This window comes from Pseudoduganella sp. R-43, from assembly GCF_049913255.1.
Classification (GTDB): domain Bacteria; phylum Pseudomonadota; class Gammaproteobacteria; order Burkholderiales; family Burkholderiaceae_D; genus Rugamonas.
Genome location: NZ_CP183988.1, coordinates 6,443,218 through 6,466,714, shown reverse-complemented (window position 1 = coordinate 6,466,714; position 23,497 = coordinate 6,443,218). Strand labels below are relative to the sequence as shown.

The 23,497-nt window shown below is 69.1% G+C and carries 31 protein-coding genes; 28 read left to right on the top strand and 3 right to left on the bottom strand.

The window, feature by feature from the left end; translation table 11 throughout:
* The first annotated feature begins 14 nt into the window (after positions 1–14).
* From ACN9M3_RS29665 to ACN9M3_RS29530, 28 genes are all read left to right on the top strand, one after another.
* Entirely contained in the window at positions 15–1,196 is a 1,182-nt protein-coding gene (locus ACN9M3_RS29665; RefSeq protein ID WP_426319502.1) for a glycosyltransferase, read from the top strand.
* Between the two features lie 114 nt (positions 1,197–1,310).
* On the top strand, positions 1,311–2,036 hold the full coding sequence (locus ACN9M3_RS29660) for a flagellar hook-basal body protein (protein ID WP_426319501.1): 726 nt from the start codon (positions 1,311–1,313) through the stop codon (positions 2,034–2,036).
* A 3-nt stretch (positions 2,037–2,039) separates the two neighbouring features.
* Positions 2,040–2,831 carry a flagellar basal-body rod protein FlgG gene (gene flgG, locus ACN9M3_RS29655; RefSeq protein ID WP_426165652.1) on the top strand — a complete coding sequence of 264 codons (792 nt, stop codon included), beginning with the start codon at positions 2,040–2,042 and terminating at the stop codon, positions 2,829–2,831.
* A 3-nt stretch (positions 2,832–2,834) separates the two neighbouring features.
* The gene (flgA, locus tag ACN9M3_RS29650) at positions 2,835–3,755 is read left to right on the top strand and encodes a flagellar basal body P-ring formation chaperone FlgA (protein ID WP_426319500.1); all 921 of its coding nucleotides are present in this window, start codon (positions 2,835–2,837) and stop codon (positions 3,753–3,755) included.
* Between the two features lie 8 nt (positions 3,756–3,763).
* Positions 3,764–4,342, top strand: coding sequence for a flagellar basal body L-ring protein FlgH (locus tag ACN9M3_RS29645; RefSeq protein ID WP_426165648.1), 579 nt, complete (start codon positions 3,764–3,766; stop codon positions 4,340–4,342).
* Position 4,343: 1 nt separating this feature from the next.
* Positions 4,344–5,462, top strand: a complete 1,119-nt coding sequence (locus tag ACN9M3_RS29640) for a flagellar basal body P-ring protein FlgI (RefSeq protein ID WP_426165646.1) — start codon at positions 4,344–4,346, stop codon at positions 5,460–5,462.
* Between the two features lie 14 nt (positions 5,463–5,476).
* Positions 5,477–5,857 (top strand): flagellar basal body rod protein FlgB, encoded by a 381-nt coding sequence (locus ACN9M3_RS29635; protein WP_426165644.1) that lies wholly within the window; start codon positions 5,477–5,479, stop codon positions 5,855–5,857.
* Positions 5,857–6,282, top strand: coding sequence for a flagellar basal body rod protein FlgC (flgC, locus tag ACN9M3_RS29630; protein WP_426165642.1), 426 nt, complete (start codon positions 5,857–5,859; stop codon positions 6,280–6,282). The genes ACN9M3_RS29635 and flgC overlap by 1 nt, the downstream gene beginning before the upstream one ends.
* A complete protein-coding gene (gene fliE, locus ACN9M3_RS29625) occupies positions 6,279–6,584 on the top strand; it encodes a flagellar hook-basal body complex protein FliE (protein WP_426165640.1) in 306 nt (101 codons plus the stop codon). The genes flgC and fliE overlap by 4 nt, the downstream gene beginning before the upstream one ends.
* An 18-nt stretch (positions 6,585–6,602) precedes the next feature.
* Positions 6,603–8,021 carry a flagellar basal-body MS-ring/collar protein FliF gene (gene fliF, locus ACN9M3_RS29620; RefSeq protein ID WP_426172334.1) on the top strand — a complete coding sequence of 473 codons (1,419 nt, stop codon included), beginning with the start codon at positions 6,603–6,605 and terminating at the stop codon, positions 8,019–8,021.
* Positions 8,018–8,491 carry a hypothetical protein gene (locus ACN9M3_RS29615; RefSeq protein ID WP_426319499.1) on the top strand — a complete coding sequence of 158 codons (474 nt, stop codon included), beginning with the start codon at positions 8,018–8,020 and terminating at the stop codon, positions 8,489–8,491. The genes fliF and ACN9M3_RS29615 overlap by 4 nt, the downstream gene beginning before the upstream one ends.
* Positions 8,479–9,393, top strand: a complete 915-nt coding sequence (locus ACN9M3_RS29610) for a FliH/SctL family protein (RefSeq protein ID WP_426319498.1) — start codon at positions 8,479–8,481, stop codon at positions 9,391–9,393. The genes ACN9M3_RS29615 and ACN9M3_RS29610 overlap by 13 nt, the downstream gene beginning before the upstream one ends.
* The gene (locus ACN9M3_RS29605) at positions 9,393–10,700 is read left to right on the top strand and encodes a FliI/YscN family ATPase (RefSeq protein ID WP_426319497.1); all 1,308 of its coding nucleotides are present in this window, start codon (positions 9,393–9,395) and stop codon (positions 10,698–10,700) included. Before ACN9M3_RS29610 ends, ACN9M3_RS29605 begins: the two co-directional genes overlap by 1 nt.
* Positions 10,697–11,167 (top strand): hypothetical protein, encoded by a 471-nt coding sequence (locus ACN9M3_RS29600; RefSeq protein ID WP_426319496.1) that lies wholly within the window; start codon positions 10,697–10,699, stop codon positions 11,165–11,167. The genes ACN9M3_RS29605 and ACN9M3_RS29600 overlap by 4 nt, the downstream gene beginning before the upstream one ends.
* Positions 11,157–12,008, top strand: coding sequence for a hypothetical protein (locus ACN9M3_RS29595; protein ID WP_426319495.1), 852 nt, complete (start codon positions 11,157–11,159; stop codon positions 12,006–12,008). Before ACN9M3_RS29600 ends, ACN9M3_RS29595 begins: the two co-directional genes overlap by 11 nt.
* A gap of 3 nt (positions 12,009–12,011) precedes the next feature.
* A complete protein-coding gene (locus ACN9M3_RS29590) occupies positions 12,012–12,419 on the top strand; it encodes a flagellar hook assembly protein FlgD (protein WP_426165628.1) in 408 nt (135 codons plus the stop codon).
* 9 nt (positions 12,420–12,428) lie between these two features.
* Positions 12,429–13,622 carry a flagellar hook-basal body complex protein gene (locus tag ACN9M3_RS29585; RefSeq protein WP_426319494.1) on the top strand — a complete coding sequence of 398 codons (1,194 nt, stop codon included), beginning with the start codon at positions 12,429–12,431 and terminating at the stop codon, positions 13,620–13,622.
* The gene (locus ACN9M3_RS29580) at positions 13,622–14,371 is read left to right on the top strand and encodes a FliM/FliN family flagellar motor C-terminal domain-containing protein (protein WP_426319493.1); all 750 of its coding nucleotides are present in this window, start codon (positions 13,622–13,624) and stop codon (positions 14,369–14,371) included. The genes ACN9M3_RS29585 and ACN9M3_RS29580 overlap by 1 nt, the downstream gene beginning before the upstream one ends.
* A gap of 19 nt (positions 14,372–14,390) precedes the next feature.
* Positions 14,391–14,735 carry a FliM/FliN family flagellar motor switch protein gene (locus ACN9M3_RS29575; protein ID WP_426165622.1) on the top strand — a complete coding sequence of 115 codons (345 nt, stop codon included), beginning with the start codon at positions 14,391–14,393 and terminating at the stop codon, positions 14,733–14,735.
* Positions 14,728–15,084, top strand: coding sequence for a flagellar biosynthetic protein FliO (locus ACN9M3_RS29570; RefSeq protein WP_426319492.1), 357 nt, complete (start codon positions 14,728–14,730; stop codon positions 15,082–15,084). Before ACN9M3_RS29575 ends, ACN9M3_RS29570 begins: the two co-directional genes overlap by 8 nt.
* Positions 15,081–15,830: a flagellar type III secretion system pore protein FliP gene (gene fliP / locus ACN9M3_RS29565; RefSeq protein WP_426319491.1), complete on the top strand. Its 750-nt coding sequence runs from the start codon at positions 15,081–15,083 to the stop codon at positions 15,828–15,830. The genes ACN9M3_RS29570 and fliP overlap by 4 nt, the downstream gene beginning before the upstream one ends.
* Positions 15,831–15,841: 11 nt before the next feature.
* Complete coding sequence (locus ACN9M3_RS29560; RefSeq protein WP_426319490.1) at positions 15,842–16,546, top strand: sigma-70 family RNA polymerase sigma factor; 705 nt, start codon at positions 15,842–15,844, stop codon at positions 16,544–16,546.
* Positions 16,547–16,558: 12 nt separating this feature from the next.
* Positions 16,559–16,942, top strand: coding sequence for a hypothetical protein (locus tag ACN9M3_RS29555; RefSeq protein ID WP_426165614.1), 384 nt, complete (start codon positions 16,559–16,561; stop codon positions 16,940–16,942).
* The gene (locus ACN9M3_RS29550; protein ID WP_426165612.1) at positions 16,932–17,198 is read left to right on the top strand and encodes a flagellar biosynthetic protein FliQ; all 267 of its coding nucleotides are present in this window, start codon (positions 16,932–16,934) and stop codon (positions 17,196–17,198) included. The genes ACN9M3_RS29555 and ACN9M3_RS29550 overlap by 11 nt, the downstream gene beginning before the upstream one ends.
* Positions 17,199–17,206: 8 nt before the next feature.
* The gene (locus ACN9M3_RS29545; RefSeq protein ID WP_426165610.1) at positions 17,207–17,968 is read left to right on the top strand and encodes a flagellar biosynthetic protein FliR; all 762 of its coding nucleotides are present in this window, start codon (positions 17,207–17,209) and stop codon (positions 17,966–17,968) included.
* Positions 17,968–19,053 carry an EscU/YscU/HrcU family type III secretion system export apparatus switch protein gene (locus tag ACN9M3_RS29540; protein ID WP_426319489.1) on the top strand — a complete coding sequence of 362 codons (1,086 nt, stop codon included), beginning with the start codon at positions 17,968–17,970 and terminating at the stop codon, positions 19,051–19,053. Before ACN9M3_RS29545 ends, ACN9M3_RS29540 begins: the two co-directional genes overlap by 1 nt.
* Positions 19,053–21,080: a flagellar biosynthesis protein FlhA gene (gene flhA, locus ACN9M3_RS29535; protein WP_426319488.1), complete on the top strand. Its 2,028-nt coding sequence runs from the start codon at positions 19,053–19,055 to the stop codon at positions 21,078–21,080. Before ACN9M3_RS29540 ends, flhA begins: the two co-directional genes overlap by 1 nt.
* 17 nt (positions 21,081–21,097) lie before the next feature.
* Positions 21,098–21,787, top strand: a complete 690-nt coding sequence (locus ACN9M3_RS29530; protein ID WP_426319487.1) for a DUF4197 domain-containing protein — start codon at positions 21,098–21,100, stop codon at positions 21,785–21,787.
* Here the strand turns inward: ACN9M3_RS29530 and ACN9M3_RS29525 are convergent.
* The 3 genes from ACN9M3_RS29525 to ACN9M3_RS29515 form a co-directional block, all read right to left on the bottom strand.
* Positions 21,780–22,013, bottom strand: a complete 234-nt coding sequence (locus ACN9M3_RS29525; protein ID WP_426165602.1) for a hypothetical protein — start codon at positions 22,011–22,013, stop codon at positions 21,780–21,782. The two genes, ACN9M3_RS29530 and ACN9M3_RS29525, sit on opposite strands and share 8 nt — an antisense overlap.
* Positions 22,014–22,074: 61 nt before the next feature.
* Positions 22,075–22,800 carry a hypothetical protein gene (locus ACN9M3_RS29520; protein WP_426165600.1) on the bottom strand — a complete coding sequence of 242 codons (726 nt, stop codon included), beginning with the start codon at positions 22,798–22,800 and terminating at the stop codon, positions 22,075–22,077.
* 103 nt (positions 22,801–22,903) lie between these two features.
* Complete coding sequence (locus ACN9M3_RS29515) at positions 22,904–23,407, bottom strand: hypothetical protein (RefSeq protein ID WP_426319486.1); 504 nt, start codon at positions 23,405–23,407, stop codon at positions 22,904–22,906.
* Between the last annotated feature and the right edge of the window lie 90 nt (positions 23,408–23,497).

Sequence of the window (23,497 nt, the reverse complement as noted above, 5' to 3'; positions counted from 1 at the left end):
TATTTCTTTCAAAGATGAATGCAAACATCCTGTTCGCGTGGGAATTGGGCGAACACCTGGGCCATGTCTCGAAATTCCTGCCGCTGGCGCTGGCCTTGCGCGAACGCGGTTACCGTCCCGTGTTTGCGGTGCGCGACACCCATTCGGCTGAAGTGGTGCTGGGGCCGCACGGCATGCCTTGGCTGCAGGCGCCGGTGGCAATCGGCCAGGGCGCCGCCGCCGGGCCGGCCCTGAACTATGCCGACATCCTGCTGCGCTGCGGCTACGCCAGCCCGGTGCGCCTGGCGGGCATGCTGCGCGCCTGGCAACAGATCTTCGAATTGGTGCAGCCGGCGCTGACGGTGTTCGACCACAGCCCGACGGCGCTGCTGGCCAGCCGCGGGCGCGCCATGCGGCGCGTGCTGCTGTCGCCCGGCTTTTTCCTGCCGCCGCGGCAGACGCCGTTCCCGCCCATCCTGCCGCAGGCGGTGGCGCAGGAAAATTTGCTGGCGTGCGACACGGCGGCACTGGCGGCGATCCAGGCGGCACAGGAGCGCATCGGCATGGCGCCGCTGGCGACGCTTCCTGAACTGTTCGACGCCGACTTGCGCTTGCTCGATACTTATCCCGAGCTGGACCATTTCGGCGCCCGGCCGGAAGAGGAATACTGCGGCGGCTTCTATCTCGATGAGGCCGGGGTGCCGGCCAGCTGGCCCGACACCGGGCGGCCGCGCGTGTTCGCCTACCTGCGCCCGGGGCAGCGCGGCGTGGACCGCCTGCTCAGCCAGTTGCGCATGGCGCCTTGCGAGGCGCTGATCTACGCGCCGGGGCTGACAGCGCAGCAGGCGGCGCGCTTTGCCAACAGCAATATGCGCTTCACGCAAGAGCTGACGCAGTTGCGCAGCCTGGCCGGGCAGTGCGACCTGGCCATCCTGTATGCCAGCCATGCCACGATCTGCGCCTGCCTGGCGGCCGGGGTGCCGATGCTGCTGCTGCCGCAGCAGCCGGAGCAAGCCATGCTGGCGCGCCGCGTGGCTGAACTGGGCGTGGCCCGCGTCTACCAGGACGATGCGGCGCCGCTGGCCCAGGTAGAGGACGCCCTGGCCGATGCCGGCATGCGCGCGGCGGCCAAAGCGTGGCGTGGCAGCCACACAGCGATGGCAGCGCCGGCGCTGGCCGATCGTCTCTCGGCACTGCTACAAAACCCCTCAAATTAGTGACACTTTATAAGTTTCCATAAATAAAAACTCTACCATTTTCTGCAATTAGCATTTGCATCATGATAGTATTGCCGACTTTCAATTGTTATATTGTTAGTTGCCGAGGTAACAGTGGACGTAAATGCAATTGCCGGCCTGGGCCTGCAGAACGATGTCCGGCAAATGGAGAGCATCAGCCAGAACCTGGCCAACGCCGTGACGCCTGGTTACAAGAAGCAGCTGGCGCTGGGCACCACCTTCCAGGCTCAACTGAGCCAGGCAGCACTGGCGCAGCCATTGCCGCTGACCCTGCCGTCCCTGCAAAGCAGTGTCATTGATGCCGGCGCCGGGCGCCTGCGCGCCACCGGCGACGCCCATGACGTCGCGGTCGAGGGCACCGATTTCCTGGAGCTGGCCACGCCGGACGGCGCGGCCTACACCCGCCAGGGCAAGCTGCGCGTCGACGTCGATGGCCGCCTGGTCGGCGACCAGGGCCACCCGGTGGTCAGCAGCGCCGGTCCGCTCACCCTCAGCAACGCCCCCTTCACCATCGACGGCAACGGCGACGTGCAACAGGACGGCCGCGTGGTCGGCCGCCTGAAGCGGGTGCGCTTCGAGCAGGCTGGCCGCCTGCAGCCGCTGGGCGGCGGCATGTATGCGCTGGGCGGCGCCACGGTGGCCGACCCGAACAGCAGCGCGCCGGTCAAGCAGGGCTTCCAGGAAGCGTCCAACGTCGACACCACCACCGAGATGGTGCGCATGAGCATGACGGTGCGCCATTTCGAAGCCCTGGCGCGCGTAGTGCAGGGCTATGACGACAACCTGGAAAAGACCATCCGCAAGCTGGGAGATTTTTAAGCCATGAACGATTCGATGTACATCGCCGCCACCGGCATGCAGATGCAGCAGGCCAGCGTGGACACCATTGCCAACAACCTGGCCAACGTCGGCACGCCCGGCTTCAAGCGCTCGCGCGTGAGCTTCCAGGACCTGGTCTACCGCGACATGGGCGGTGCCCGCGCCGCCGCCAGCCAGGCCACCCAGGGCGCTGCGCCTTCGCTGTGGCAGGGCAGCGGGGTCGGCATGGCCGGCATCGTCAAGGCCTTTGCCGGCGGCGAGCTGAAACAGACCGGCCAGGCCCTCGATTTCGCCGTGCGCGGCGACGGCTTCTTCGAAGTGACGGCAGCCGACGGCACGCCGGCCTTTACCCGCGGCGGCAGCCTGGTGGTCGACAAGGAAGGCTACCTGGCCACCAGCGACGGTTACCAGCTGCGCCCGGCCATCCAGGTCGGCAACGACGCCAGCGAGCTGTCGGTGTCGGCCGCCGGCGTGGTGACGGCCAAGCTGGCCGGCCAGAGTTCGCCCAGCGAACTGGGCCGCATTGAACTGGCGCGCTTTGCCGACACCAGCGGCCTGCAGGCCATGGGCGGCAATATGTACCGGCCCAGCGCGGCTTCCGGCGACGCCATCTACGGCGCGGCCGGGGAAGGCGGCATGGGCACGGTGGCGCAGGGCTGGCTGGAAGGCTCCAACGTCAACCTGGTGGATGAAATGGTCAGCCTGATGGTGGCGCAGCGCGCCTACGAAAGCAGCGTCAAGGTGATCCAGGCGTCGGACGAGATGCTGGCCATGAGCAACAACCTGCGCAAATAAGCCATGCGTGCGCTGCTGTGTGCGGCCGCCCTCGCGTGGCTGCCGGCGGCGCAAGGCGCCGAATTGGCGCTGCGGGAAACGGTGATGGCCATGCAGCCGCGCCTGCACCTGGCCGATGTGGCCGAAGTCAGCGGCGAAGGCGCCGCGGCGCTGGCTAGCCTGGACCTGGGCAGCGCACCGCGCATCGGCTATGTGGCGCGCTGGACGCGCGCGCAATTGCAGGAACTGGTGCTGCGCCGGACCGGGCGCAGCGTGGAAGTGACAGGAGCGCAGCAGGTGCAGGTGCGCATGGCGTCGCGGCTGGTGGCTTCGGCCGAACAGCTGGCGCTGGCGACGCAGGCGGTGCAGGCCGCGTTCGGCGCCAACGGCAGCTTGCAGGCGACGCCGCTGCGCGTGCCGGCTGAAGTGGAAGCACCGCAGGACGCGCGCCTGGCCGTGCGGCCGCTGGCGGGACGCACGCTGGCGCCGCGCTTTGAAGTGTGGCTGGACGTGCTGTGGCAGGACGCGGTGTACCGCTCGCTGCGGGTGGAACTGGCCCTGGAGCTGCCGCGCCAGCTGTATGTCGCGCGGCGCGACCTGGCTGCCGGCGAGGTGCTAGTGGCCGCCGATTTTGAAGCCCGCCCCGGCAACGCGGCACTGGCGGGCGGCCTGGCGGCGGACAGCTTGCCCAACGGCGCCCGTCTGCGCCAGCCGCTGCGCGCGGGGCAGGCGCTGGCGGCGAGCCAGCTGGCGCCGGCCGGTTTCATGCGCCGCGGCGAACGGGCCGTGCTGCGCTGGCAGAGCGGCGCGCTGCAGCTGGAGCGCGAAGGCATCGCCCTGGGCGATGCGGCGCCGGGCGAGCCGGTGCAATTGAGGATGTCGGGCGGGGCCGTGTTGGCCGGCCGCCTGCAACAGGATGGAACGGTCCAGGCGGACCTGCAGTGAAGGAGAACATGTTGCGTGCAGTCTTAAAAGGGTTGATCTGGCTGGCCATGGCCGCCAGCCTGCCGGCCATGGCCGACAGCCTGTATCGCCCGCAAAACTACCAGCCCTTGACCTCGGACCTGCGTCCGCGCAAGGTGGGCGACCTGATCACGGTCATGGTCTATGAAAATTCCAGCGCCACCAGCAGCGCCGGCACCAATGCCGGCCGCAGCGCCCAGGTCGGGCTGGACGTGCGCACGCCGAACGGCCTGACGCACGGCGCCGCCATCCGCAGCCAGAACGACAGCGACGGCCATGGCACCACCCAGCGCGCCGGGCGCGTGCTGGCCCAGATCACGGTCGGCATCCGCGAGATCGCCGCCAACGGCGACTTGCTGGTGCAGGGCACGCAGCAGGTCGACATCAATAACGAGCGCCAGACCATCACGCTGGAGGGCCGGGTGCGCCAGCAGGACGTGTCCGACACCAATGTGGTGCTGTCGACCCGCGTGGCGGAAGCGCGCATCAGCTACGCCGGCCAGGGCGATATCTCCGAGCGCCAGCGCCCGGCCTGGTGGCAGCGCCTGTTGACCCTGTTCGGAGTGTGACGTGAAGAAGTGGAGCTGGATCCTGCTGCCGCTGGCAGCACTGGCGCTGAGCCTGCCGGCCGGCGCGCAACAGGTGCGTATCAAGGACCTGGGCAAGATGGAAGGCTGGCGCGAGAACCCGCTGTCCGGCTACGGCCTGGTGACCGGCCTGGCCGGCACCGGCGACTCGCCGCGCAACAAGGCCACCCGCCAGTCGATCGCCAATATGCTGGCGCGCTTCGACCTGCAAGTGGCGGCCGACGACGTGCAGAGCCGCAACGTGGCGGCCGTGATGGTGACGGCCTCGCTGTCGCCGTTCGGCCGTCCCGGCGACGCGCTGGACGTCACCGTCACCTCGCTGGGCGATGCGCGCAGCCTGGTGGGCGGCACCCTGATGCTGGCGCCGCTGAAAGGCGCCGACGGCCAGCTGTATGCGCTGGCGCAGGGCGCGCTGTCGGTGGGCGGCTACAAGTACGACATGAACGGCAATGTGATCCAGAAGAACCATCCGACGGTCGCTTCCATTCCCGGCGGCGCCACCATCGAGGCCGGCGTGCGCAGCACCATGCTGAGCGAGCGCAATACGGTGACCTTCGTGCTGGCCGAATCGGACTACACCACCGCCACCCGCGTGGCCGACGCCATCAATGCGCGCCTGGGCGCCGGCCTGGCGCAGGCCCAGGATGCCGCCGGCGTCGAAGTCAACGTGCCGCCCAGCCGCCGTACGCGCCTGGCCGATTTCCTGGCGGCGCTGGAAAACGTGACGGTGGAACCGGACCGCCGCGCGCGCGTGGTGATCAACGAACGCACCGGCACCCTGGTGGCCGGCGGCGACGTGCGCATCGACAAGGTGGCCGTCTCGCAGGGCGAGCTGAAGGTGTCGATCGTGACCGACAACACGGTGTCGCAGCCGCTGCTGGTGAGCCGCACCGGGCCGGACGTGCAGACGGTGGCCGTCAGCAACAGCCGCGTCGACGTGAAGGAGCAGGGCGGCACCGGCTACCTGGCGCCGCGCGCCACCACGGTGGCCGAGCTGGTGGACGCGCTGGCGCGCATGCACACCAATACCCGCGACATCATTTCCATCCTGCGCGCGGTGAAGGCCGCCGGCGCGCTGCACGCCGACCTGGTCGTGCAATAAACCCGAGGAAGCCCATGGTACCGATGATTGAAGAAAGCACCACCCGCCTGCTCGGCATGGCCCTGGACGCGGCCGTGATGCGCCAGCAGGCGATCGCGCAGAACATCGCCAACGCCAACACGCCGGGCTACCAGCGCATCGGCGTCAGCTTCGAAAGCCGCGTGGCCGGCCTGATGGACGCTGCCGGCCAGGTGCGCGCGCCGTCGCTGTCCGAACTGGCCGCCTACCGTCCGCGCTTGGAAACGCTGGCGCCCAGCAATGCCAACCAGGAAGTGGCGCTGGACATGGAACTGGCGCAGCTGTCGCAGACCACGCTGCAGCACCAGGCCTTGCTGAAGGCCTTGAACAAACACCTGTCCGTGCTGGGCACGGCCATCAACGAAGGGAAACGCTAATGAGCTACCAGGCGGCATTTCAAATCAGCGCCACCGGCATGGCAGTGGAAAAGCTGCGGCTGGACCTGACCGCGGCCAACCTGGCCAACATGAACCAGGCCGCGCCGTCGGCGGCGGCAGCCTACCAGCCGCTGCGCCTGGTGAGCCAGGCGCGCCCGCTGGCCTTTGCCCAGCAGTTCGCCCTGGCCGGCGGCGGCGCCGAAGTCAAGGCCGTGGTGCCGCAGGCCGTGGCGCCGCGCCTGGTGTACGAACCGGGCCATCCCTATGCCGATGCCAAGGGCATGGTGGCCTATCCGGGCGTCGACCATACGGCGGAAATGTTGAACGTCAACCTGGCGCTGCGCAGCTACGAAGCCAACCTGGCGGCCTTCACCGCCGCCCGCACCATGGCCGCGCGCACGCTGGAAATCGGGGGCAACCAATGAGCATCGAAGCGATCGGCGCGATCGGCGCCGTGGATGCGGTCGAACCTGCGGCCCTGGGCGTGCCTGCCGCGCCGGTGGCGGCGCCCGGTTTCGCCGACTGGATTGCGCGTGAAGTGGGCCAGGTCGACGCCACGCTGGCGACGTCGGAAAACGACCTGCGCCGGCTGGCCACCGGCCAGGTGCAGAACCTGCACGAAGTGATGATCCACATGGAAGAAGCCAAGCTGTCCTTCCAGTTGCTGGCACAAGTACGTAACCGCTTGCTGGATGCATACCAGGAAGTGATGCGGATGCAAGTCTAGGAGTCGTAAGTGAATGGAATGATGGAAAGCTGGCGCGGCCTGGGCCGCGGCGCGCGTAACGGCATCGCGGTGGGCCTGCTGCTGATCGTGGCGGTCATGGGCGGCCTGGCGTGGTGGATCTACCGCGCCGATTACCAGGTGCTGTTTGCCGACCTGTCGCCGGCCGATGCGGCGGCAATGACGGCGGAACTGGACAAGTCGAAAACCCCGTACCAGCTGGGCGGGGAGGGCCGCACCATCCTGGTGCCGCAGGACATGGTGTACAAGACCCGCCTCAAGCTGATGGGCAAGGAAGTGCCGCTGCACGGCGCGGTCGGCTTCGAAGTGTTCAACAATGCCGATTTCGGCATGACCGACTTCGTGCAGAAGGTGAACTACCAGCGCGCCATCCAAGGCGAACTGCAGCGCACCATCCTGGCCATCGACGAGGTGCAGACGGCGCGCGTGCACCTGGCGGTGCCGGAGCAGGGCCTGTTCAAGCGCCAGGCGGCCAAGGCCAAGGCTTCGGTCACGGTCACCATGAAGCAGGGCCATACCCTGGGCGCCGAGCAGGTGCTGGGCATCCAGCGCCTGGTGGCAGCCTCGGTGCCGGAACTGACCGCGGCCGACGTGACGGTGCTGGACCAGCATGGCGTGGCGCTGACGCGCGCCGGCGGCAGCGACGCGGCGGAAGCGGCGGCCAGCGGCCAGCTGGACGCCAAGCGCGGCGGCGAAGACTACCTGCTGAAGAAGGTCAACCGCGTGCTGGACCAGACCTTTGGCGCCGGCACGGCTGTCGCGAGCATCGACCTCTCGCTGAACATGGACCAGAGCCGCGTCACGCTGGAGCAGGTGCTGCCGGCGCAGGCCGTGGTGCGCGAGCGCAAGGTGGTCAGCGACGCCAGCGGCGGCCAGAACGACGCCGTGGCGCGCAATCCGGGCAGCAGCACCACCGAAGCCGACTACCAGGTGGGCCGCCGCACCGAGCAGCTGAACGTGGCCAGCGGCGCGGTCAAGCGCATGACGGTGGCGGTACTGGTGCGCCAGTCGCTGAACGAAGACCAGATCGAAAAACTCAAGGAAGTGGTGGCATCGGCCGTCGGCCTGAACCAGGAACGGGGCGATGCCCTGGTGCTGTATTCGATGCAGCAGTTCGGCAGCCTGCCGGACAGCTTGCCGACCCCGATCGCCGGCCATGCCGATGCCAGCCCGGCCGACGCTACGCCGGCAGCAGCCGCCGGCAAGGCAGCGGCGCCGGCCGGCCGCAACCTGGTGTGGATGCTGGCAGCCCTGCTGCTGGGCGCGGCCGTGCCGGCCTCCGTCCTGCTGCTGGCCCGCCGCCGCGATGCCGATGCCGCGCCGCTGGATGATGCCGCGCGCGAGCGCCTGGTGCTGGATATCCGCAGCTGGATCGCGGCGCCTGCCGCCGGCGAGCGCTTGCCGACGGAGCAGCCATGAACGGTCACAAGCAGGCCGCCGCCGCGCTGCATGGCCTGAGCACGGCCGACCAGGACAAGGTGCTGGCTGAACTGCCGCCAGCCGACCAGGACATCCTGCGCGGCTACCTGGCCGAATTGAGCGCGCTCGGTTTCGCGCGCGCCCCGGCTGTTGCCGCTGCCGCGCGGCCGGCCGCCAGCGTGCTGCGCAACGCCAGCGCCGAAGCGCTGTTTGCCGTGCTGGCGCAGGAGCCGGCCGGCCTGGTGGCGCAATTCCTGGCGCTGGAAGCCTGGCCCGCCGGCGCAGCCCTGCTGGCGCTGTTCCCGGGGCCGCAGCGCGAGCGCATCTCTGCCGCGCAGGCGGCGCAGGGGCCGGTGGCGCCTGCCGTTGCCCGTACCCTGGTGGAGCTGGTGGCCGGCCGCCTGCCGGCCGCCGCGGCGGCGCCGGGCTGGCGCGCGGCCCTGGCAAAGGTATTCCGATGGACCCGATAATCCGCGCCGCCGCCGTTGCCGCCCGCCCGCGCCGCCTGCGCGCGCCCGGCGCGCCGCACCTGGTGGCGCCTGCCGCCGACCCGCACGGCGCCGACCCGCACGGCGCCGCAGCCGGCGGCCACGCTGCGCCCGTCGCGCAAGAGCGCAGCCCGGCCGCATCGCCGGCAGCCGCCGCGCCGCAAGAACAGCGTCCCGCCAGCTCGCCGGCGCCAGCGGCCAGCCCGGCTGCTGCCGTGCAGCCGGACGCCGTGCTGGCGCAAGCCATCGCCGCGGAAAGCGCACGCCTGCGCGCCGCATTGCAGGCCGAGCAGCAAGCCTGGATCGCCGCCGCCGAACAGGCCCAGCGCGACTGGCTGGCGCAGGCCGAAGCCCAGCGCAGCGCCTGGCGCGAACAGGCCGAACAGGAATTGCGCGCCGCCTATGGCGAAGCCGAACGGCGCGGCCTGGAAGACGGCGCCGCCCAGGCGCAGCGCGTGGCCGAAGACCTGGTGCAAGCCCAGGTGGCGCGCCTGCAGGCCGCCGCCGGCGCACTGCTGCAAGCCCAGGGCACGCTGGCGCCTTCGCTGCAGGAAGACGCCGTGGAACTGGCCTTCACCATCGTCTGCCGCTTGCTGGGCGAGCAGGCTGCCACGCGCGCCGGCATCCACGCCATGCTGCAGGTGCAACTGGCCGCGCTGCGCGAACGGCGCGACCTGACGGTGCGCCTGCATCCGGCCGACTGCGCCCTGATGGCGGCCGCTGAAGTGGACGGCGGCGCCGCGCTGCGCTACGTGCCGGACGCCGGCATCGAGCTGGGCGGCTGCCTGATCGACAGCCCGGCCGGCACGCTCGACGCGCGCCTTGAATACCAGCTTGGCCAGTTGCGCCAGGCGCTGGCAGCGGCACGCGCAGGAGAAGCCTGATGCGCCAGTACCTGGACGCCGCCCGCAATGTGCCGCTGACAGCGCGTCTCGGCACGGTGGCTGCCATTGCCGGCTACAGCCTGGAAGCGCTCGGCCCCGACGTCACCATCGGCGAAGTGTGCGAGATCACGCCGCAGGATGCGCCGCCGCTGGCGGCCGAAGCGGTCGGCCTGCAGCGCGGCCGCGTGGTGCTGATGCCCTACGGCGCGCTGCGCGGCGTGGGCATCGGCGACACCGTGCGCGCCACCGGCGTGCAGGCCGGCATGCCGGTCGGCCCGGCGCTCTTGGGGCGCGTGATCGATGCCTTCGGCCAGCCGCTGGACGGCGGCGCCGTGCCGCAGGCCACGGAGCAGCGTCCGCTGCAGGCCCCGCCCATGAATCCCCTGAGCCGGCCGCGCATCGACAAGGTGCTGGAAACCGGGGTGCGCGCCATCGACGGCCTGCTGCCGCTGGGACGCGGCCAGCGCATCGGCATCTTTGCCGGCAGCGGCGTCGGCAAGAGCACCTTGCTGGGCATGCTGGCGCGCGACGTGCAGGCCGACATCAACGTGATTGCCCTGATCGGCGAACGCGGGCGCGAAGTGCGCGAATTCGTGGAAAAGCACCTTGGCCCCGAAGGCCTGAAAAAGAGCGTGGTGCTGGTGGCTACCTCCGACCAGCCGGCGCTGGCGCGCACCCGTGCCGCCCAGGCCGCAACGGTGGTGGCCGAGTACTTCCGCGACCAGGGCAAGCAGGTGCTCCTGATGATGGATTCGATCACGCGCTTTGCCATGGCGCGGCGCGAGATCGGCCTGGCGGCGGGCGAGCCGCCCACCGCGCGCGGCTACACGCCGTCGGTGTTTGCCGACATCCCGGCGCTGTGCGAGCGCTGCGGCACCGCTGCCAGCGGCGGTTCGATCACCGCGCTGTACACCGTGCTGGTGGAGGGCGACGATTTCAACGAGCCGATCTCCGACATCGTGCGCGCCACGCTGGACGGCCACGTGATGCTGTCGCGCGAGCTGGCGCACGAAGGCCATTTCCCGGCCATCGACGTGCTGCAGAGCACCAGCCGCCTGGCCGGCGACCTGGCCACGCGCGAGGAGCTGGCCCTGATGGGCAGCGTGGTCGAACAGCTGGCCACCTACCAGCGCAACCGCCAGATGGTGGACATGGGTGCCTACCGCGCCGGCAGCAATGCCGCCATCGACCGCGCGCTGCACGCCTACCCGGCGCTGCGCACGGTGCTGTGCCAGAGCGTGCACGAATCGAGCCCGCGCGCCGATGCGCTGGCGCGGCTGCGGCGCGCCATCGGAGCGGCGCCATGAGCGGGCGCGGACGCTTCCGTTATCCGCTGGAGCCGGCGCGCCTGCTGCACGAATGGGCGCTGGACGAGGCGCGCCAGGCGCTGGCGGAACAGAATGCGCTGCTGGCCGAAGCCGAGGCGGTGGCCGGCGGCGCCCAGGCGCGCCTGGCCGACGGCTGTGCGCAATGGGCGGCCATCAGCGGCTCGGGCCAGTTGCTGGCGGCGCAGCAATGCCTGCAACACGGGCGCTACCTGGCGTCGCTGGCGCAGTCGGCGCAAGCGGCCAGCCGTGCGCTGGCCGAGCGGCAGGATGCGCATGCCGAACAGGTGGCGCAGCTGGCGGGCGCGCGGCGCGCGCTGGACGGCCTGGAAAAGCACCGCAGCGAACTGCGGCGCGAATTCGTGCGCGCACGGCTGCAGGCGCAGGCGCGCGAGACCGACGATTTGTGGGGCGTATTGCAGGCGGGGAGGGACGGCGATGGCAATTGAGCTGGAAACGGCGGCGGCTGGCGGCGTGCCGCAGCGCATGAACCGGCAAAACGCGCAGGCGCGCCAGGAACGCTGGCTGGCGCAATTGCAGGATGCGCTGTTTGCAGGCGGCGGCGCGCATGCGCCGGGCCAGCATGGCGGCAATGCGCCGCAAGAGAGCACGCAGGGCCAGCACCAGGCACAGCGCGGCGAACCGGCAGAGCAAGCTGAAAATCCGGCATCCGGCCGCAAGGCAGGGCAGGCCGCTATGCGCCAGGCGGGCGGCAGCGCGGCGCCGGCGGCTGGCGTGCCGATGGACGGCGGGCCAGCCGGCGCCGCGCCCGTCGGGCATGCAGCCGTTGCCGGCATGGCGGCAGTGGGCGCCAGGCCAGGCAGCGCGGGCGCTGCGGCCCCGGCGGCTGGCGTGGCTGCCGCAGCGCTGCCGGGCCTGGCCGCCGCGCGCGCCGGGTTCGGCTTCGCAGCCGGCGCGCTGGCGCAGGACGGCAACGGCGCAGCGGAACAGCCGCAGGGCGCGGCCGAAGCGCAGCCGGAGCCGGGACAGCCGGCCGCCGCGCCGCAGGAAGATTACGCGCCGCGCCTGCTGCGCCTGGCGGCGCAGGGCCAGGGCATGCAAGCCTGGCTGCGCGATGCCAGCCTGCAGCCGGGCCAGGTAGCGGCCGTGGCGGCAGCCCTGGCCGGCGAACTGGCAGCCCAGGGCCAGCCCCTGGCCGCCCTCAGCATCAACGGCAAGCGCCTGCCGGACGGCGCCCTGCGCGCCGCCAGCGACCACGCGCGCCGCAACGCATTCAACGCATATACCGCCGCGGCGCAGCTGCCGCCGGTCCACAACGGGAAAGGATAGGACATGACCATCAGTAGCGCATCGGCCGTCAGCAGCAGCGCGCGCGGCACCTCCAATTCGGCCAACGTCAGCATCGAGGACTTCCTGAAGATCCTGACCGCCCAGCTGAACAACCAGGACCCGCTGAAGCCGGTCGACAACCAGGAATTCGTGGCGCAGATCGCCCAGTTCGCCAACCTGGAACAGACCCGCCAGCTCAACGAAAAGCTGGACGGCATGCTGTCCAACCAGGCTTCGACCCAGGCCCTGGGCCTGCTGGGCAAGACGGTCGACATCAACGTCAACGGCGCGCCATTTACCGGCACCGTGTCGGCGCTGTCGCTGGCCAGCGGCCAGCCGCTGATGACCGTCACTGCCGGCGCCCGCTCGCAGTCCAATATCAACCTGTCGCAGATCATCAATATCCGCTAAGGGGGCAGCATGTTCGAATCGATCACTATCGGCACTTCCGCCTTGCTGGGCCACGAAAAAGGCTTGCGCACGGTCGGCAACAACCTGGCCAACGTCAACACGGCCGGCTTCAAGTCCTCGCAGCTGGGCTTCACGGCCCTGTTCGACCAGCAGGCCGGCGGCGGCCAGGGCGCTGCCGGCAGCAACGCCGGCAGCGGCGGCAGCGGCAGCGGCATGGCGGTCGGCGGCACGGTGGTCAATTTCCAGGCCGGCCAGGACCAGTCGACCGGCAACCCGACCGACCTGCGCATCAACGGCAACGGCTTCTTCGTCATCAAGCGCGACAACGAATACCTGTACACCCGCGCCGGCGACTTCTCGTTCAACGACAAAGGCGCGCTGGTCAACTCGGCCGGCGACGCGGTGCAGGCCATGGGCGAGGGCGGGACGCTGTCCGACCTGGTGCTGGACAAGCAGCTGCGCAGCCCGGCCAAGGCCACCACCACCCTCAAGTTCGCCGGCGCGATCCCGTCGCCGGCAGCCGGCAGCACGGCGGCGCTGGCCGATGTCACCGTGCCCAGCATCACCGCGGTGGACGCCAACGGCACCAGCCATAGCCTGAGCATGAAAATCCACCACAACGGCAACAGCGAGTATGCGCTGACCATCAGCGAAGGCGCCACCACGGTGGGCACCGGCACGCTGAAGTTTGCCGGCGCCTACCCGGTGCCGGGCTTTAATGCGGTGACGGTGGACTGGACCCCGGCCGGCCTGACGGCCACCAGCCTGAAGTTCGACTTCGCCAGCGACGTGATGGCGCAGCCCGGCGCTTCCACCATCGCCTTCGCCAGCCAGGACGGCTACGCGGCCGGTTCCAAGTCGGACCAGACCATCGGCAGCGACGGGCTGGTGACCATCAAGTACAGCAATGGCCAGACCAGCACCGGGCCGCGCCTGGCGCTGGCCGACTTCGACAGCGTGCGCGACCTGAGCGAAGCGGGCGGCAGCGCCTTCCGCCGCAACGCCGACGTGGTGGCCAGCTATGGCTATGCCGGCAGCGCCACCTTCGGCAAGCTGCAGGCCGGCCACCGCGAAGGTTCCAACGTCGACCTGGCCGAGGAATTTTCCAACCTGATCCTGATGCAGCGCGGCTACCAGGCCGCCTCGCACGTGGTCAGCACGGCCAACGAAATGATCCAGCAACTGTTTGAAATGAAGCGCTGATGCACACCAGGCCTTACATCTTATTGAGCGACAGCCGCCTGGCGGCGTTGCGCGCAGCGCTGGAAGCGGCGCTGCGTCCATGGCAGCAGGCCTGGGGCCTGGCGCCCGAGCGCATCGAGTGCGTGGCGTTGCGGGCCGGCGCTGCCGCGCTGTGGACGCCGCGCGCCGCCTTCGAAGGCGCTGGCGGCGCCAGGGCCTGGCTGGCCTGGCCGGATGAACTGGGCGGCGCGCTGGAGCGCGCGCTGTGCGGCGCGGCGCCGGGCACCGGCCTGGCGCAGGCGCTGGCCGGGCGCGCACAGGAAGCGCTGCTGCAGGCGCTGGGGACGGCGCTGCCCACAGGCCAGCGCGTCGGCGCGCTGGCGCCCGCGCGCGAACTGTATGCGGCCGGCTCCGGCGCGGCCCTGGTGCAGCTGCACTTCGGCCGCCAGACGCTGGCCATCCTGCTCGACCATGCCGCCGTGGCTGCCCTGGCCCCGGCCGCTCCGGCAGCCCTGGCGCCGCTGGCGCCCTGCGAGCTGCAGGCGGCAGCCGGCGCGGCCACGCTGGCGCTGCCGGTGCAGCTGGGCAGCATTGAGCTCGACCTGGCCGACCTGATGGCGGTGCGCGTGGGCGACGTGATCCGCCTTGGCCGCAGCGCCGAGCAGCCGCTGCCCGTGCTGGCCCCGGATGGCGCCAGCACCCTGTTCCACGCCCACCTCGGCAAGGTGGGCCAGGCCCTCGCGGTGCAAGCCGCGCCGGCCCCTGTTTAATTTTGTAAGGAAGATCGTAATGAGCAGTCATGCAAGCGGCCAGGCCGCATCCGTTGAACTGGCCGAGCGCGTCGAGCTGGCCGAACTGCGCGGCCATGGCGGCGGCGCCCCGCTGGCCCTGGGCCAGGGCGCTTTGCTGCAAGGGGTGCAGGTCGGCCTGACAGTGCAGGTCGGGCAGGCCCAGGCCAGCCTGGCGCAGCTGATGGAGCTGCAGGCCGGCGCCGTGTTCACGCTGGACCGCGCGGTCGATGCGCCGCTCGACCTGGTGGTCAACGGCCAGGTGGTGGGGCGCGGCGAACTGGTGGTGGTGGGCGACCAGTTCGGCGTGCGGGTAACGGAAGTGGCGCCGCGCAGCCATGGCTGAAGCAGTTGCCGCAACGGCCAGCGCCGTCGTCAGCGCGCCGGCCATCCCCTTCAAGCAGGACACGCCGCTGGGCGCCGCGCCGCTCGGCGGCGGCGCCGTGGCGGTGCTGCTGCTGTCGCTGCTGGTGATCGTTGCCGTGCTGTTCCTGCGGCGCCGCCTGCCGCAGGCGGGCGGCGGCAGCGGCGGCCGCCTGCTGCGCGTGCTGGAACGCCAGCCGCTGGGCCCGCGCGCCCAGCTGGTGGTGGTGGAATTCGAGGGCCAGCGCCTGCTGCTGGCGCATACCGAACACGGCGTGGCGCAGGTGGCAGCGGCTGCCGCGCCGGCAGCCGTAGCGCCGGAGGCGCCATGATGCGCCGCCTGTGCCAGGCCGGCGCCGTACTGGCGCTGCTGCTGTGTGTGGGCGTGGCCTGGGCCGCGCCGGACAGCGCACCGGCCATCCAGCTCAACCTGGGCGGGGCCAGCCGCGCCGACACTTCGGCGGCGGTGCGCATCCTGCTCGGCCTGACCGTGCTGTCGCTGGCGCCGGCCATCCTGATGTCGATGACTTCCTTCATCCGCATCGTGATCGTGCTGTCGATGCTGCGCCATGCGCTGGGCATGCAGGAGACGCCGCCCAATGCCGTCATCATCAGCCTGTCGCTGTTCCTGACCATGTTCACCATGGCGCCGGCGCTGCAGCAGGCCAATACCCAGGCCCTGCAGCCCTATGTGGCGGGCAAGCTCACTGCTGAAAAGGCCATCCCCAAGGCGCTGGCGCCGCTGCGCGAGTTCATGGTGCGCCAGACGCGCGAAGCGGACCTGGCGCTGATGGTGGAATTGGCGCACGCCGAACGCCCGGCCAGCATGGAAGACATCAGCATGCTGCAGCTGATTCCTGCCTTCATGCTGTCCGAGCTGCGCGCTGCCTTCCAGATCGGCTTCGTGATCTTCCTGCCGTTCCTGCTGGTGGACCTGGTGGTGTCGTCGGCGCTGATGGCGCTGGGCATGATGATGGTGCCGCCGGCCTCGATCTCGCTGCCGGTGAAGATCCTGCTGTTCGTGCTGATGGACGGCTGGAACCTGGTGGTGCGCGCCCTGCTGGGTACTTTCGTCTGAGGGCAATGCCGGTGTCGGAGGACGTCCTGGAAACGGTATGGCAGCGCTTTCACGGGGGCGAGGCCGAGGCGCGCGCCGCGCTGGCGCAAGCCTACGATGCGTATGCACGCATGCACGCGGCGCGCATGTACGCGCGCCGCGTGCAGGACGACCTGGAGTTCGACGATTACCTGCAGTACGCCCGGGTCGGCCTGCTGGAAGCGATCGACCGCTACCAGGACAGCCGCGGCGCCAAGTTCGAGACGTTCGCCTCGTCGCGGGTCAGCGGCGCCATCCTGAACGGCATCGATTCGGCCAGCGACCTGCGCGAGCAGGTGGCCGCGCGCAAGCGCATCGTGTCGCAGCGGGTGGGCGCGCTGGCGGACCGGCAGGACGCCGATGTCTTCGGCCAGCTGGCCGAACTGGCCATCGGGCTCGCGGTCGGCTTCCTGCTGGAGGAAACCGGCCTGTATGCCGCCGGCGAAAGGGAGTATGCCGACAACAGTTATCATGGCGTCGAGCTGCGCCAGCTGCGCAATACCCTGATGGCGGCGCTGGAGCAGCTGCCGCCGCTGCAGCGCCGCATCGTGCATGCGCACTATCTGCAGCAGCAGCCGTTCGGCGAGATTGCGCAGGCCTGCGAGCTGTCGGCCGGGCGGGTGACCCAATTACACAAAGAGGCAATGACGGCGCTGCGCCGTCAATTGCGCGGACGCGGGCTGGACGTCAGCCTGTAGGGAGAGCATGGAATGGTGACATCGGTAAGCGGCGTGACGGCCCTGGTGCGGATGATCCGCAGCCAGCTGGCGCCGCATGGCGCGGCCGCCGGCCGGCGCGCCCCCAGTGCGGACGGGCGCGCGGCGGCAACGCCGGACGGCACGCTGGCGCGCCTGGTGGAACAGCGGGTGCGCGCCATCGGCCGCGACGACCCGCAGCGCGGGCGCAAGGCCTTGCGCGTGTTCCTGGAAGCGGTGCTGCTGGACGAGCTGGGCCAGCACCTGCTGGCCGATCCGCGGTTTTTCCGCATGGTCGACGAGGTGCAGGAAGCGCTGGAGCAGGATGACTCCTGCCAGCCCCTGCTGGAACAGGCGATGGCGCAGCTGCTGGCGACGGGAGGTCAGGATGGGCAGTGACATGGCCCTGCGCATGCTGTCCGAGCTGCTGTGGACCGGCTTGCTGATCGCGGCGCCGCTGCTGGCCGTGACCTTGCTGGTGGGCTTGCTGGTCAGCGTGCTGCAGGTGGTGACGCAGATCCAGGAAGCCTCGCTCAGTTTCGTGCCCAAGCTGGTGGCGGCCGTGGTGGTGCTGGTGGTGTGCGGGCCGTGGATGCTGAAGCGCCTGGTGGCCTTCGGCGCCGGCCTGATCGCGTCGATACCGCAGCAATTCTAAGGCGAGCGATGCAGATCAACGTCGATGCGGCATGGGCCCTGGCAGTGTTTTACGTGTGGCTGCGCCTGGGCTGCGTGTTCCTGCTGGCGCCGGTACCCATGGTGCAGGGCACGCCGGTGGTGGTGCGCGTGCTGTTTACGCTGGCGCTGGCGGCGCTGCTGGTGTCCGGCGGCGGCGTGCGGCCGGCGCTGGCCAGCTTCGGCCCGGGCCAGGTGCTGTTGGGAGCGATCGGCGAAGTGGTGGTCGGCATCACGCTGGCCTTCGGCGTGTTTGCCGCCTTCGGCGCGTTTGCCATGGCCGGCAAGATCCTCGACGTGCAGAGCGGTTTCGGCCTGGGCGTGGTGTATGACCCGGTGACGCGCTCGGGCGCGCCGATGTTTGCCACCATCCTCAACATGACCGGGGTGGCGCTGTTCTTCGCCCTGGACGGCCACCACGCGCTGCTGCGCGGCCTGGCCTTCTCGCTGCAGCGGGCGGCGCCGGGCGCCGGGCTGGAACTGTCGGCCGATGCGGCCGTGGCGCAGTTCGGGCTGGTGTTCTCCTACGGCATCGCGCTGGTGATTCCGGTCATCCTGTGCCTGCTGTTGCTGGAGCTGGCGCTGGCCGTGGCCTCGCGCACGCTGCCGCAGATGAACGTGTTCGTGGTCAGCATCCCGCTCAAGCTGGTGGCGGCGCTGACCATCTTTGCCGTCAGCGCACCGACGCTGGGGCCGGCCATGCAGCGCGTCTACCGCTCCATCTTCACTTACTGGGAAAGCGTGCTGCGCTGATGGCGGAACAGGATAGCGACCGTTCGGAACAGGCCACGCCGCACCGGCTGGAGGATGCGCGTAAAAAGGGCCAGGTGGCGAAGAGCGTGGACTTCCTGTCGTGCGCGGCCATTGCCGTGCTGACGGTGGTGGTGCAGGCCAGCGGCTGGGACGGCCTGGGCAAGCTGCTCAGCATGGCGCAGCGCACCCTGGCGCGGGCGCCGGGGCTGGAGTGGAGCGTGGCCAACCTGGCGGCCTGGTGCGGCCAGCTGCTGCTGGCGGTGCTGCTGTTGCTGGCGCCCCTGCTGATGGCGCTGGTGATTGCCGCGCTGCTGGCCAACCTGGCGCAGACCGGCCCGATATTCAGCGTGCACCCGGTCAAGCCGGACTTCAAGCGCCTCAACCCGGTCGATGGCTTCAAGCGCATCTTTTCGATGCGCACCCTGTTCGAGGCCGGCAAGAGCATCGTCAAGCTGGTGGTGCTGGCCGGGGTGGCGTGGGCCGCCGTGAGCGCGGCGCTGCCGGGCCTGATGGCCTTGCCGACGGCGGCGCCGGCCGCCTATCCGCGCATCCTGCTCGAGCTGGTGGGCGGCCTGCTGGGCAAGCTGGCGTTGGCGCTGCTGTTGATTGCGCTGGCCGACATGGGCTTTGTGCGCTGGGATTACGCCAAGCGCATGCGCATGAGCAAGCGCGACATCAAGGACGAGCACAAGAACCGCGAAGGCGATCCGCGCATCCGCGCCCGCATCCGCGAACTGCGCAAGGACATGCTCAAGCGCAGCCAGTCGATGCGGCGCATGGCCAGCGCCGACGTGCTGGTCACCAACCCGACCCGCCTGGCCGTGGCGCTGCGCTACGAGCATGGCAGCGCGGCCGCGCCCAAGGTGGTGGCCAAGGGCGCCGGCGACCTGGCGGCGCGCATGCGCGCACTGGCCGGGCGCAAGAATATCCCGATCGTGCAGAACAAGCCGCTGGCGCGCACCTTGTTCCGCGAAGTCGATTACGACGGCTACGTGCCGGAAAAGCTGTATCCGCAGCTTGCAAAAATCATGGTCTGGGTCTACGCCATGCGCGAGGCCCGCCGTCAGTCTGGAAGGAAGAATTGATGTTACGTCGTTATTTTGGCGAGAACGCCGACCTGGTCATGGTGCTGCTGGTGGTCGGCATCCTGTGCGTGCTGTTCGTGCCGATCCCGTCGGCCATGCTGGATTTCCTGATCCTGTGCAATATCAGCTTCGCCCTGACCATCCTGCTGCTGACCTTCTATATCCCGCGGCCGGTGGAGTTTTCCACCTTTCCCTCGCTGCTGCTGATCGCCACCCTGTTCCGGCTGTCGCTCAACGTGGCGGCCACCCGCCTGATCCTGAGCGATGCCGACGCCGGCCGCGTGATCGGCGCCATCGGCTCCTATGTGGTGGGCGGCAACTACGTGATCGGCATGATCGTGTTCCTGATCCTGGTGGTGGTGCAGTACGTGGTGGTGACCAGCGGCGCGCAGCGCGTGTCCGAAGTGGCGGCCCGCTTCACGCTGGACAGCATGCCGGGCCAGCAGATGAGCATTGACGCCGACCTGAACATGGGCTTCATCGACCAGGAAGAAGCCAAGCGCCGCCGCAAGCTGCTGGAAAAGGAATCGGGTTTCTACGGCGCGATGGACGGCGCCAGCAAATTCGTCAAGGGCGATGCCATTGCCGGCATCCTGATCATGCTGATCAACATCGTCGGCGGCCTGGTGATCGGCATCATGCAGATGGGCATGCGCTGGGACCAGGCGCTGCACACCTTTACCCTGCTGACCGTGGGCGACGGCATCGTGACCCAGGTGCCGGCGCTGGTGATTTCGGTGGGCACCGGCATCATCGTGACGCGCTCCGCCTCGGACGGCAACCTGAGCAGCCAGGTGCTGCGCCAGCTGACCTCCTTCCCCAAGACCCTGTTCATCGTGGCCGGCGCCATGGCGGCGCTGTTCTTCCTGCCGGGCATTCCGCCGCTGCCGGTACTGGTGGTGGGCGGCACGCTGTTCGGCGTCGGCCTGCTGCTGCGCCGCAAGGTCGGCGGCAAGCCGGAAGACGACCAGGACGCCGACGCCAAGGATGGCGAGGAAGACACCTACGACCTGCTGAAAGTGGAACCGATCGAAGTGCTGATGGGGGCGACCCTGCTGCCGCTGGTGAACGGCGAGCAAAGCCTGCTGACCGAACGGATTGCCGCGCTGCGCAAGCAGTTCGCGCTGGAATCCGGCATGGTGCTGCCGCGCGTGCGCTTCCGCGACGCGCCGCAGCTGGCCGCCACCGCCTACGAGCTGCGCGTGTTCGGCGCGCTGGCCGGCAAGGGCGACATCATGCTCGACCACACGCTGGCCATCCACAGCGGCGGCGAGCAGCGGGCGCTGAAAGGGATCGAGACGCGCGAGCCGACCTACGGCTTGCCGGCGATCTGGATCGCCGACAGCGAAAAGGAACTGGCGCGCTCGGCGCGCTACACCCTGGTCGACCCGGGCACGGTGTTCATCACCCACCTGTCGGAAGTGCTGAAGCAGCAGTCGGCCATGCTGCTGACGCGCGGCGAGACCGACAAGCTGCTGCAGCGCATCCGCGACAGCCAGCCCGGGCTGGTGGAAGAACTGGTGCCGACCGTGGTGTCGGTCAGCGACATCCAGAAGATCCTGCAGAACCTGCTGCGCGAAAAAGTCTCGGTGCGCCACCTGGAAGCGATCCTGGAAACCCTGGCCGACGCCGGCCGCAACAGCAAGGACCTGGGCTACCTGACCGAAGTGGTGCGCCAGAAGCTGGGCACGGCCATCTGCCAGGACCTGCTGGGCGATCACAGCGCCCTGCACGTGCTGACCCTGGACCCGGCCATCGAACAGGTGCTGATGCAAAGCGTGCGCCAGGCCGACGGCGGCGGCATCGTGGTCGAGCCCAAGTTCGCCGACCAGCTGCTGGCCCGCCTGGCCAGCCAGGCCGACCGCATGATGAAGGCGAATATGCTGCCGGTGCTGCTGTGCGCGCCGGACTTGCGGCGCCATGTGCGCGCCCTGAGCGAGCGCGTGCTGCCGCACCTGCGGGTGCTGTCGATGGCGGAAGTACCCAACAGTGTCAACCTGAAGGCGTACACTACGGTCAGTCTGTAACTTCTGGAGAAATAACCATGACAACGATGAATCGTATCGCCGCCACGCTGGCCGGCCTGGTGCTGGCCGCCGGCGCACTGGCCAATCCCTTGGACGCCTTGACCGAGAAGGAGGCTGGCGGCGGCCTGAAAGCCGCGCTGGAAGCCGGTTCGGTGGCCGCCGTGGGCAAGCTTGGCGTCGAGGGCGGGTTCATGAACAACGATGCGGTGCGCATCAAGCTGCCGCGCGTGCTGGAAAAAGCCCGTCCTATCCTGGAAATGACCGGCCGCGGCGAACAGCTCGATGAGCTGGAAACCGCGATGAACCGCGCTGCCGAGCAAGCCGTGCCGCTGGCCAAGCCGCTGCTGGTGAATGCGGTCAAGTCGATGACGCTGAGCGACGCCAAGGCGATCCTGACCGGCGGCGACACCTCGGTCACCGATTTCTTCAAGGAGAAAACCGCAGCGCCGCTGGCGGTGAAATTCAAGCCGATCGTGAAGGGCGTGACTGACCGGTCCAAGCTGTCCGGCCAGTTCAACAGCGCGATGGCGCAGGCGACCAAGTTCGGCCTGGCCACTGAAGAGCAGGCGACGGTGGAAAGCTACGTCACCCAGCGCGCGCTCGATGGCCTGTTCCTGATGATCGGGGAAGAAGAGAAGAAGATCCGCGAGAACCCGATCTCCTACGGCAGCAAGGCGATTTCCAAAGTCTTCGGCCTGCTCAAATAAGCGTCCGGCCGCGCGGGTTGCGCGCTTGCGCGGCTGAGTTCAGGATTTCAAGCTGTCCTGACTTGAAGGTTTGCTGGTGCTCGCCGTCGGCATCGTGCCAGCGGCACAGCACATCCTCGTCATCGTTCCGGCCCGTGCGGCCCGGCGTGGTGCGAATCACCAGCATCTTATGGTGCCAGCCGATCGGCCTCACCGCATCTCCCGCCTTTGCCCGTTCGCGTTCCATGGCTGCCTCCTGCAAGCTGCTGCAGCCATGATACGCCTGTCGGGCAAGGCGGGGCGCCCGGTCAGGAACCTACCAGTTGTACCGCATCCACATACAGGCGGTCGGTACTCAGGTTATTGGATTTGGTGATGCGCGCCGCCTTGGCCTTGTAGGGCGTCTTTTCGATCGGCTGCACAAACCAGGTGCGGGTGCCGCGCCGGTCGACCTTCACGGTGTTGATGCCGCTCCAAACAGTATTCCATTTGCCGTCGGTGTCCTGCAGCTCAACCTTGGTGATGCCTTCCAGGCCGTAGCCATCGCTGATCGCTACGCGCAGTTGGGTGGCATTGACCGGATTCTGGAAGCCGACTTCGAGCGAATCGAAACCAACATCGCTGCCCTTGGTTGCAAAATTCTTGCCGTCGACCTTGCCGGTTGCGTTGGCCGGCTCGTAGCTGCTGCCGCCGTATTCGGACGTCGCGCTGGCGGTGCTGGCCCACTGCGCGTTGGTGTCGTTGATGTAGCCGTCTTCCATATTGGAGTAATCGAGCTTGGCCTGGCGCTTGGCCATTTCCTTCTGCTCGGTGCTCATGTTCTCCATGTCCATCTGCGGAGTTGCCAGGGGGGCATTGCCGGTGGCCGCGGTGCTGGCGGCAGGGGCGGCAGGCGCCGCAGGGGCTGGAGCCGGCGCGGCTGGTGCAGCGGCGGGCGCTGGGGTCGCTTCAGAGGTCGGTGCCGGCGCAGGCGCCTTCTTGGCGCAGGCTGCGAGCAGCAGGGCGGGTAACAGCAAGGCGTATTTTGTCTTCATGACGGCTCCCCTATTGATTATCAAAACAGCAAGCCGCCGATGATGTCACAAACCCGCGCTGCATTCAATCGTGCGCGGGGTTTAGTAAGTTACTAAGTGATATTTACGCAACATTCACGTCGAGCAGCACGGTATAGGCCAGGCGCTTGCCTTCGTACATCTGGCCGCCGCGGATCACGGCGTCGGTCGAGGTGAGCTGGCCGCCGATCTCCTGGCGCGCCAGCATGGCGCGGAAGGCCACCGCGTCTTTCGGCGCCAGGTAGCCGACCATCTCGCTGTTGAGGAAGACGGCGACCGCCTTGTCTTCGTAGGGGTTGTTGTCGTCCGCCAGCAGCAGCGCCTTGTGGCGGGCGTCGGCCGCGGCCTCGCCATGCTCGCCGGCCAGGGCGCGGATGGCGTCGGAATAGCGCGATTCGCCCAGCACTTCAAGCTGGAAGCGGCCTTCGTCGCTCCAGTGGTGCACCGGTTCGCCCTGCGGCAGCGGTGTGTAGGAACCGCCGGCCGGCTTGCCCGTTGGCGCAGGCGCGGCTTTCGGGCCGCCTTTCAGCAGGAAGTACAGCGTTACCAGTGCCAGGACGATGATCAGGATGTTCAGTGCGAGGGCCATTACTTGGGCTTCCTTAGGGACAAGACCCGCTATTATCGCAGGCCGGGCGGCAAAACCGGAATGGTATAATCGCCCCTTTTCCTTGCACGT

Coding starts and splice junctions, on each gene's coding strand:
- ACN9M3_RS29665 (WP_426319502.1), top strand. CDS start 15: ATGAATGCAAACATCCTGTTCGCGTGGGAATTGGGCGAACACCTGGGC.
- flgG (WP_426165652.1), top strand. CDS start 2,040: ATGAACGATTCGATGTACATCGCCGCCACCGGCATGCAGATGCAGCAG.
- flgA (WP_426319500.1), top strand. CDS start 2,835: ATGCGTGCGCTGCTGTGTGCGGCCGCCCTCGCGTGGCTGCCGGCGGCG.
- ACN9M3_RS29645 (WP_426165648.1), top strand. CDS start 3,764: ATGTTGCGTGCAGTCTTAAAAGGGTTGATCTGGCTGGCCATGGCCGCC.
- ACN9M3_RS29635 (WP_426165644.1), top strand. CDS start 5,477: ATGGTACCGATGATTGAAGAAAGCACCACCCGCCTGCTCGGCATGGCC.
- flgC (WP_426165642.1), top strand. CDS start 5,857: ATGAGCTACCAGGCGGCATTTCAAATCAGCGCCACCGGCATGGCAGTG.
- fliE (WP_426165640.1), top strand. CDS start 6,279: ATGAGCATCGAAGCGATCGGCGCGATCGGCGCCGTGGATGCGGTCGAA.
- fliF (WP_426172334.1), top strand. CDS start 6,603: ATGATGGAAAGCTGGCGCGGCCTGGGCCGCGGCGCGCGTAACGGCATC.
- ACN9M3_RS29615 (WP_426319499.1), top strand. CDS start 8,018: ATGAACGGTCACAAGCAGGCCGCCGCCGCGCTGCATGGCCTGAGCACG.
- ACN9M3_RS29610 (WP_426319498.1), top strand. CDS start 8,479: ATGGACCCGATAATCCGCGCCGCCGCCGTTGCCGCCCGCCCGCGCCGC.
- ACN9M3_RS29605 (WP_426319497.1), top strand. CDS start 9,393: ATGCGCCAGTACCTGGACGCCGCCCGCAATGTGCCGCTGACAGCGCGT.
- ACN9M3_RS29600 (WP_426319496.1), top strand. CDS start 10,697: ATGAGCGGGCGCGGACGCTTCCGTTATCCGCTGGAGCCGGCGCGCCTG.
- ACN9M3_RS29595 (WP_426319495.1), top strand. CDS start 11,157: ATGGCAATTGAGCTGGAAACGGCGGCGGCTGGCGGCGTGCCGCAGCGC.
- ACN9M3_RS29590 (WP_426165628.1), top strand. CDS start 12,012: ATGACCATCAGTAGCGCATCGGCCGTCAGCAGCAGCGCGCGCGGCACC.
- ACN9M3_RS29585 (WP_426319494.1), top strand. CDS start 12,429: ATGTTCGAATCGATCACTATCGGCACTTCCGCCTTGCTGGGCCACGAA.
- ACN9M3_RS29580 (WP_426319493.1), top strand. CDS start 13,622: ATGCACACCAGGCCTTACATCTTATTGAGCGACAGCCGCCTGGCGGCG.
- ACN9M3_RS29575 (WP_426165622.1), top strand. CDS start 14,391: ATGAGCAGTCATGCAAGCGGCCAGGCCGCATCCGTTGAACTGGCCGAG.
- ACN9M3_RS29570 (WP_426319492.1), top strand. CDS start 14,728: ATGGCTGAAGCAGTTGCCGCAACGGCCAGCGCCGTCGTCAGCGCGCCG.
- fliP (WP_426319491.1), top strand. CDS start 15,081: ATGATGCGCCGCCTGTGCCAGGCCGGCGCCGTACTGGCGCTGCTGCTG.
- ACN9M3_RS29555 (WP_426165614.1), top strand. CDS start 16,559: ATGGTGACATCGGTAAGCGGCGTGACGGCCCTGGTGCGGATGATCCGC.
- ACN9M3_RS29550 (WP_426165612.1), top strand. CDS start 16,932: ATGGGCAGTGACATGGCCCTGCGCATGCTGTCCGAGCTGCTGTGGACC.
- ACN9M3_RS29545 (WP_426165610.1), top strand. CDS start 17,207: ATGCAGATCAACGTCGATGCGGCATGGGCCCTGGCAGTGTTTTACGTG.
- ACN9M3_RS29540 (WP_426319489.1), top strand. CDS start 17,968: ATGGCGGAACAGGATAGCGACCGTTCGGAACAGGCCACGCCGCACCGG.
- flhA (WP_426319488.1), top strand. CDS start 19,053: ATGTTACGTCGTTATTTTGGCGAGAACGCCGACCTGGTCATGGTGCTG.
- ACN9M3_RS29530 (WP_426319487.1), top strand. CDS start 21,098: ATGACAACGATGAATCGTATCGCCGCCACGCTGGCCGGCCTGGTGCTG.
- ACN9M3_RS29525 (WP_426165602.1), bottom strand. CDS start 22,013: ATGGAACGCGAACGGGCAAAGGCGGGAGATGCGGTGAGGCCGATCGGC.
- ACN9M3_RS29520 (WP_426165600.1), bottom strand. CDS start 22,800: ATGAAGACAAAATACGCCTTGCTGTTACCCGCCCTGCTGCTCGCAGCC.
- ACN9M3_RS29515 (WP_426319486.1), bottom strand. CDS start 23,407: ATGGCCCTCGCACTGAACATCCTGATCATCGTCCTGGCACTGGTAACG.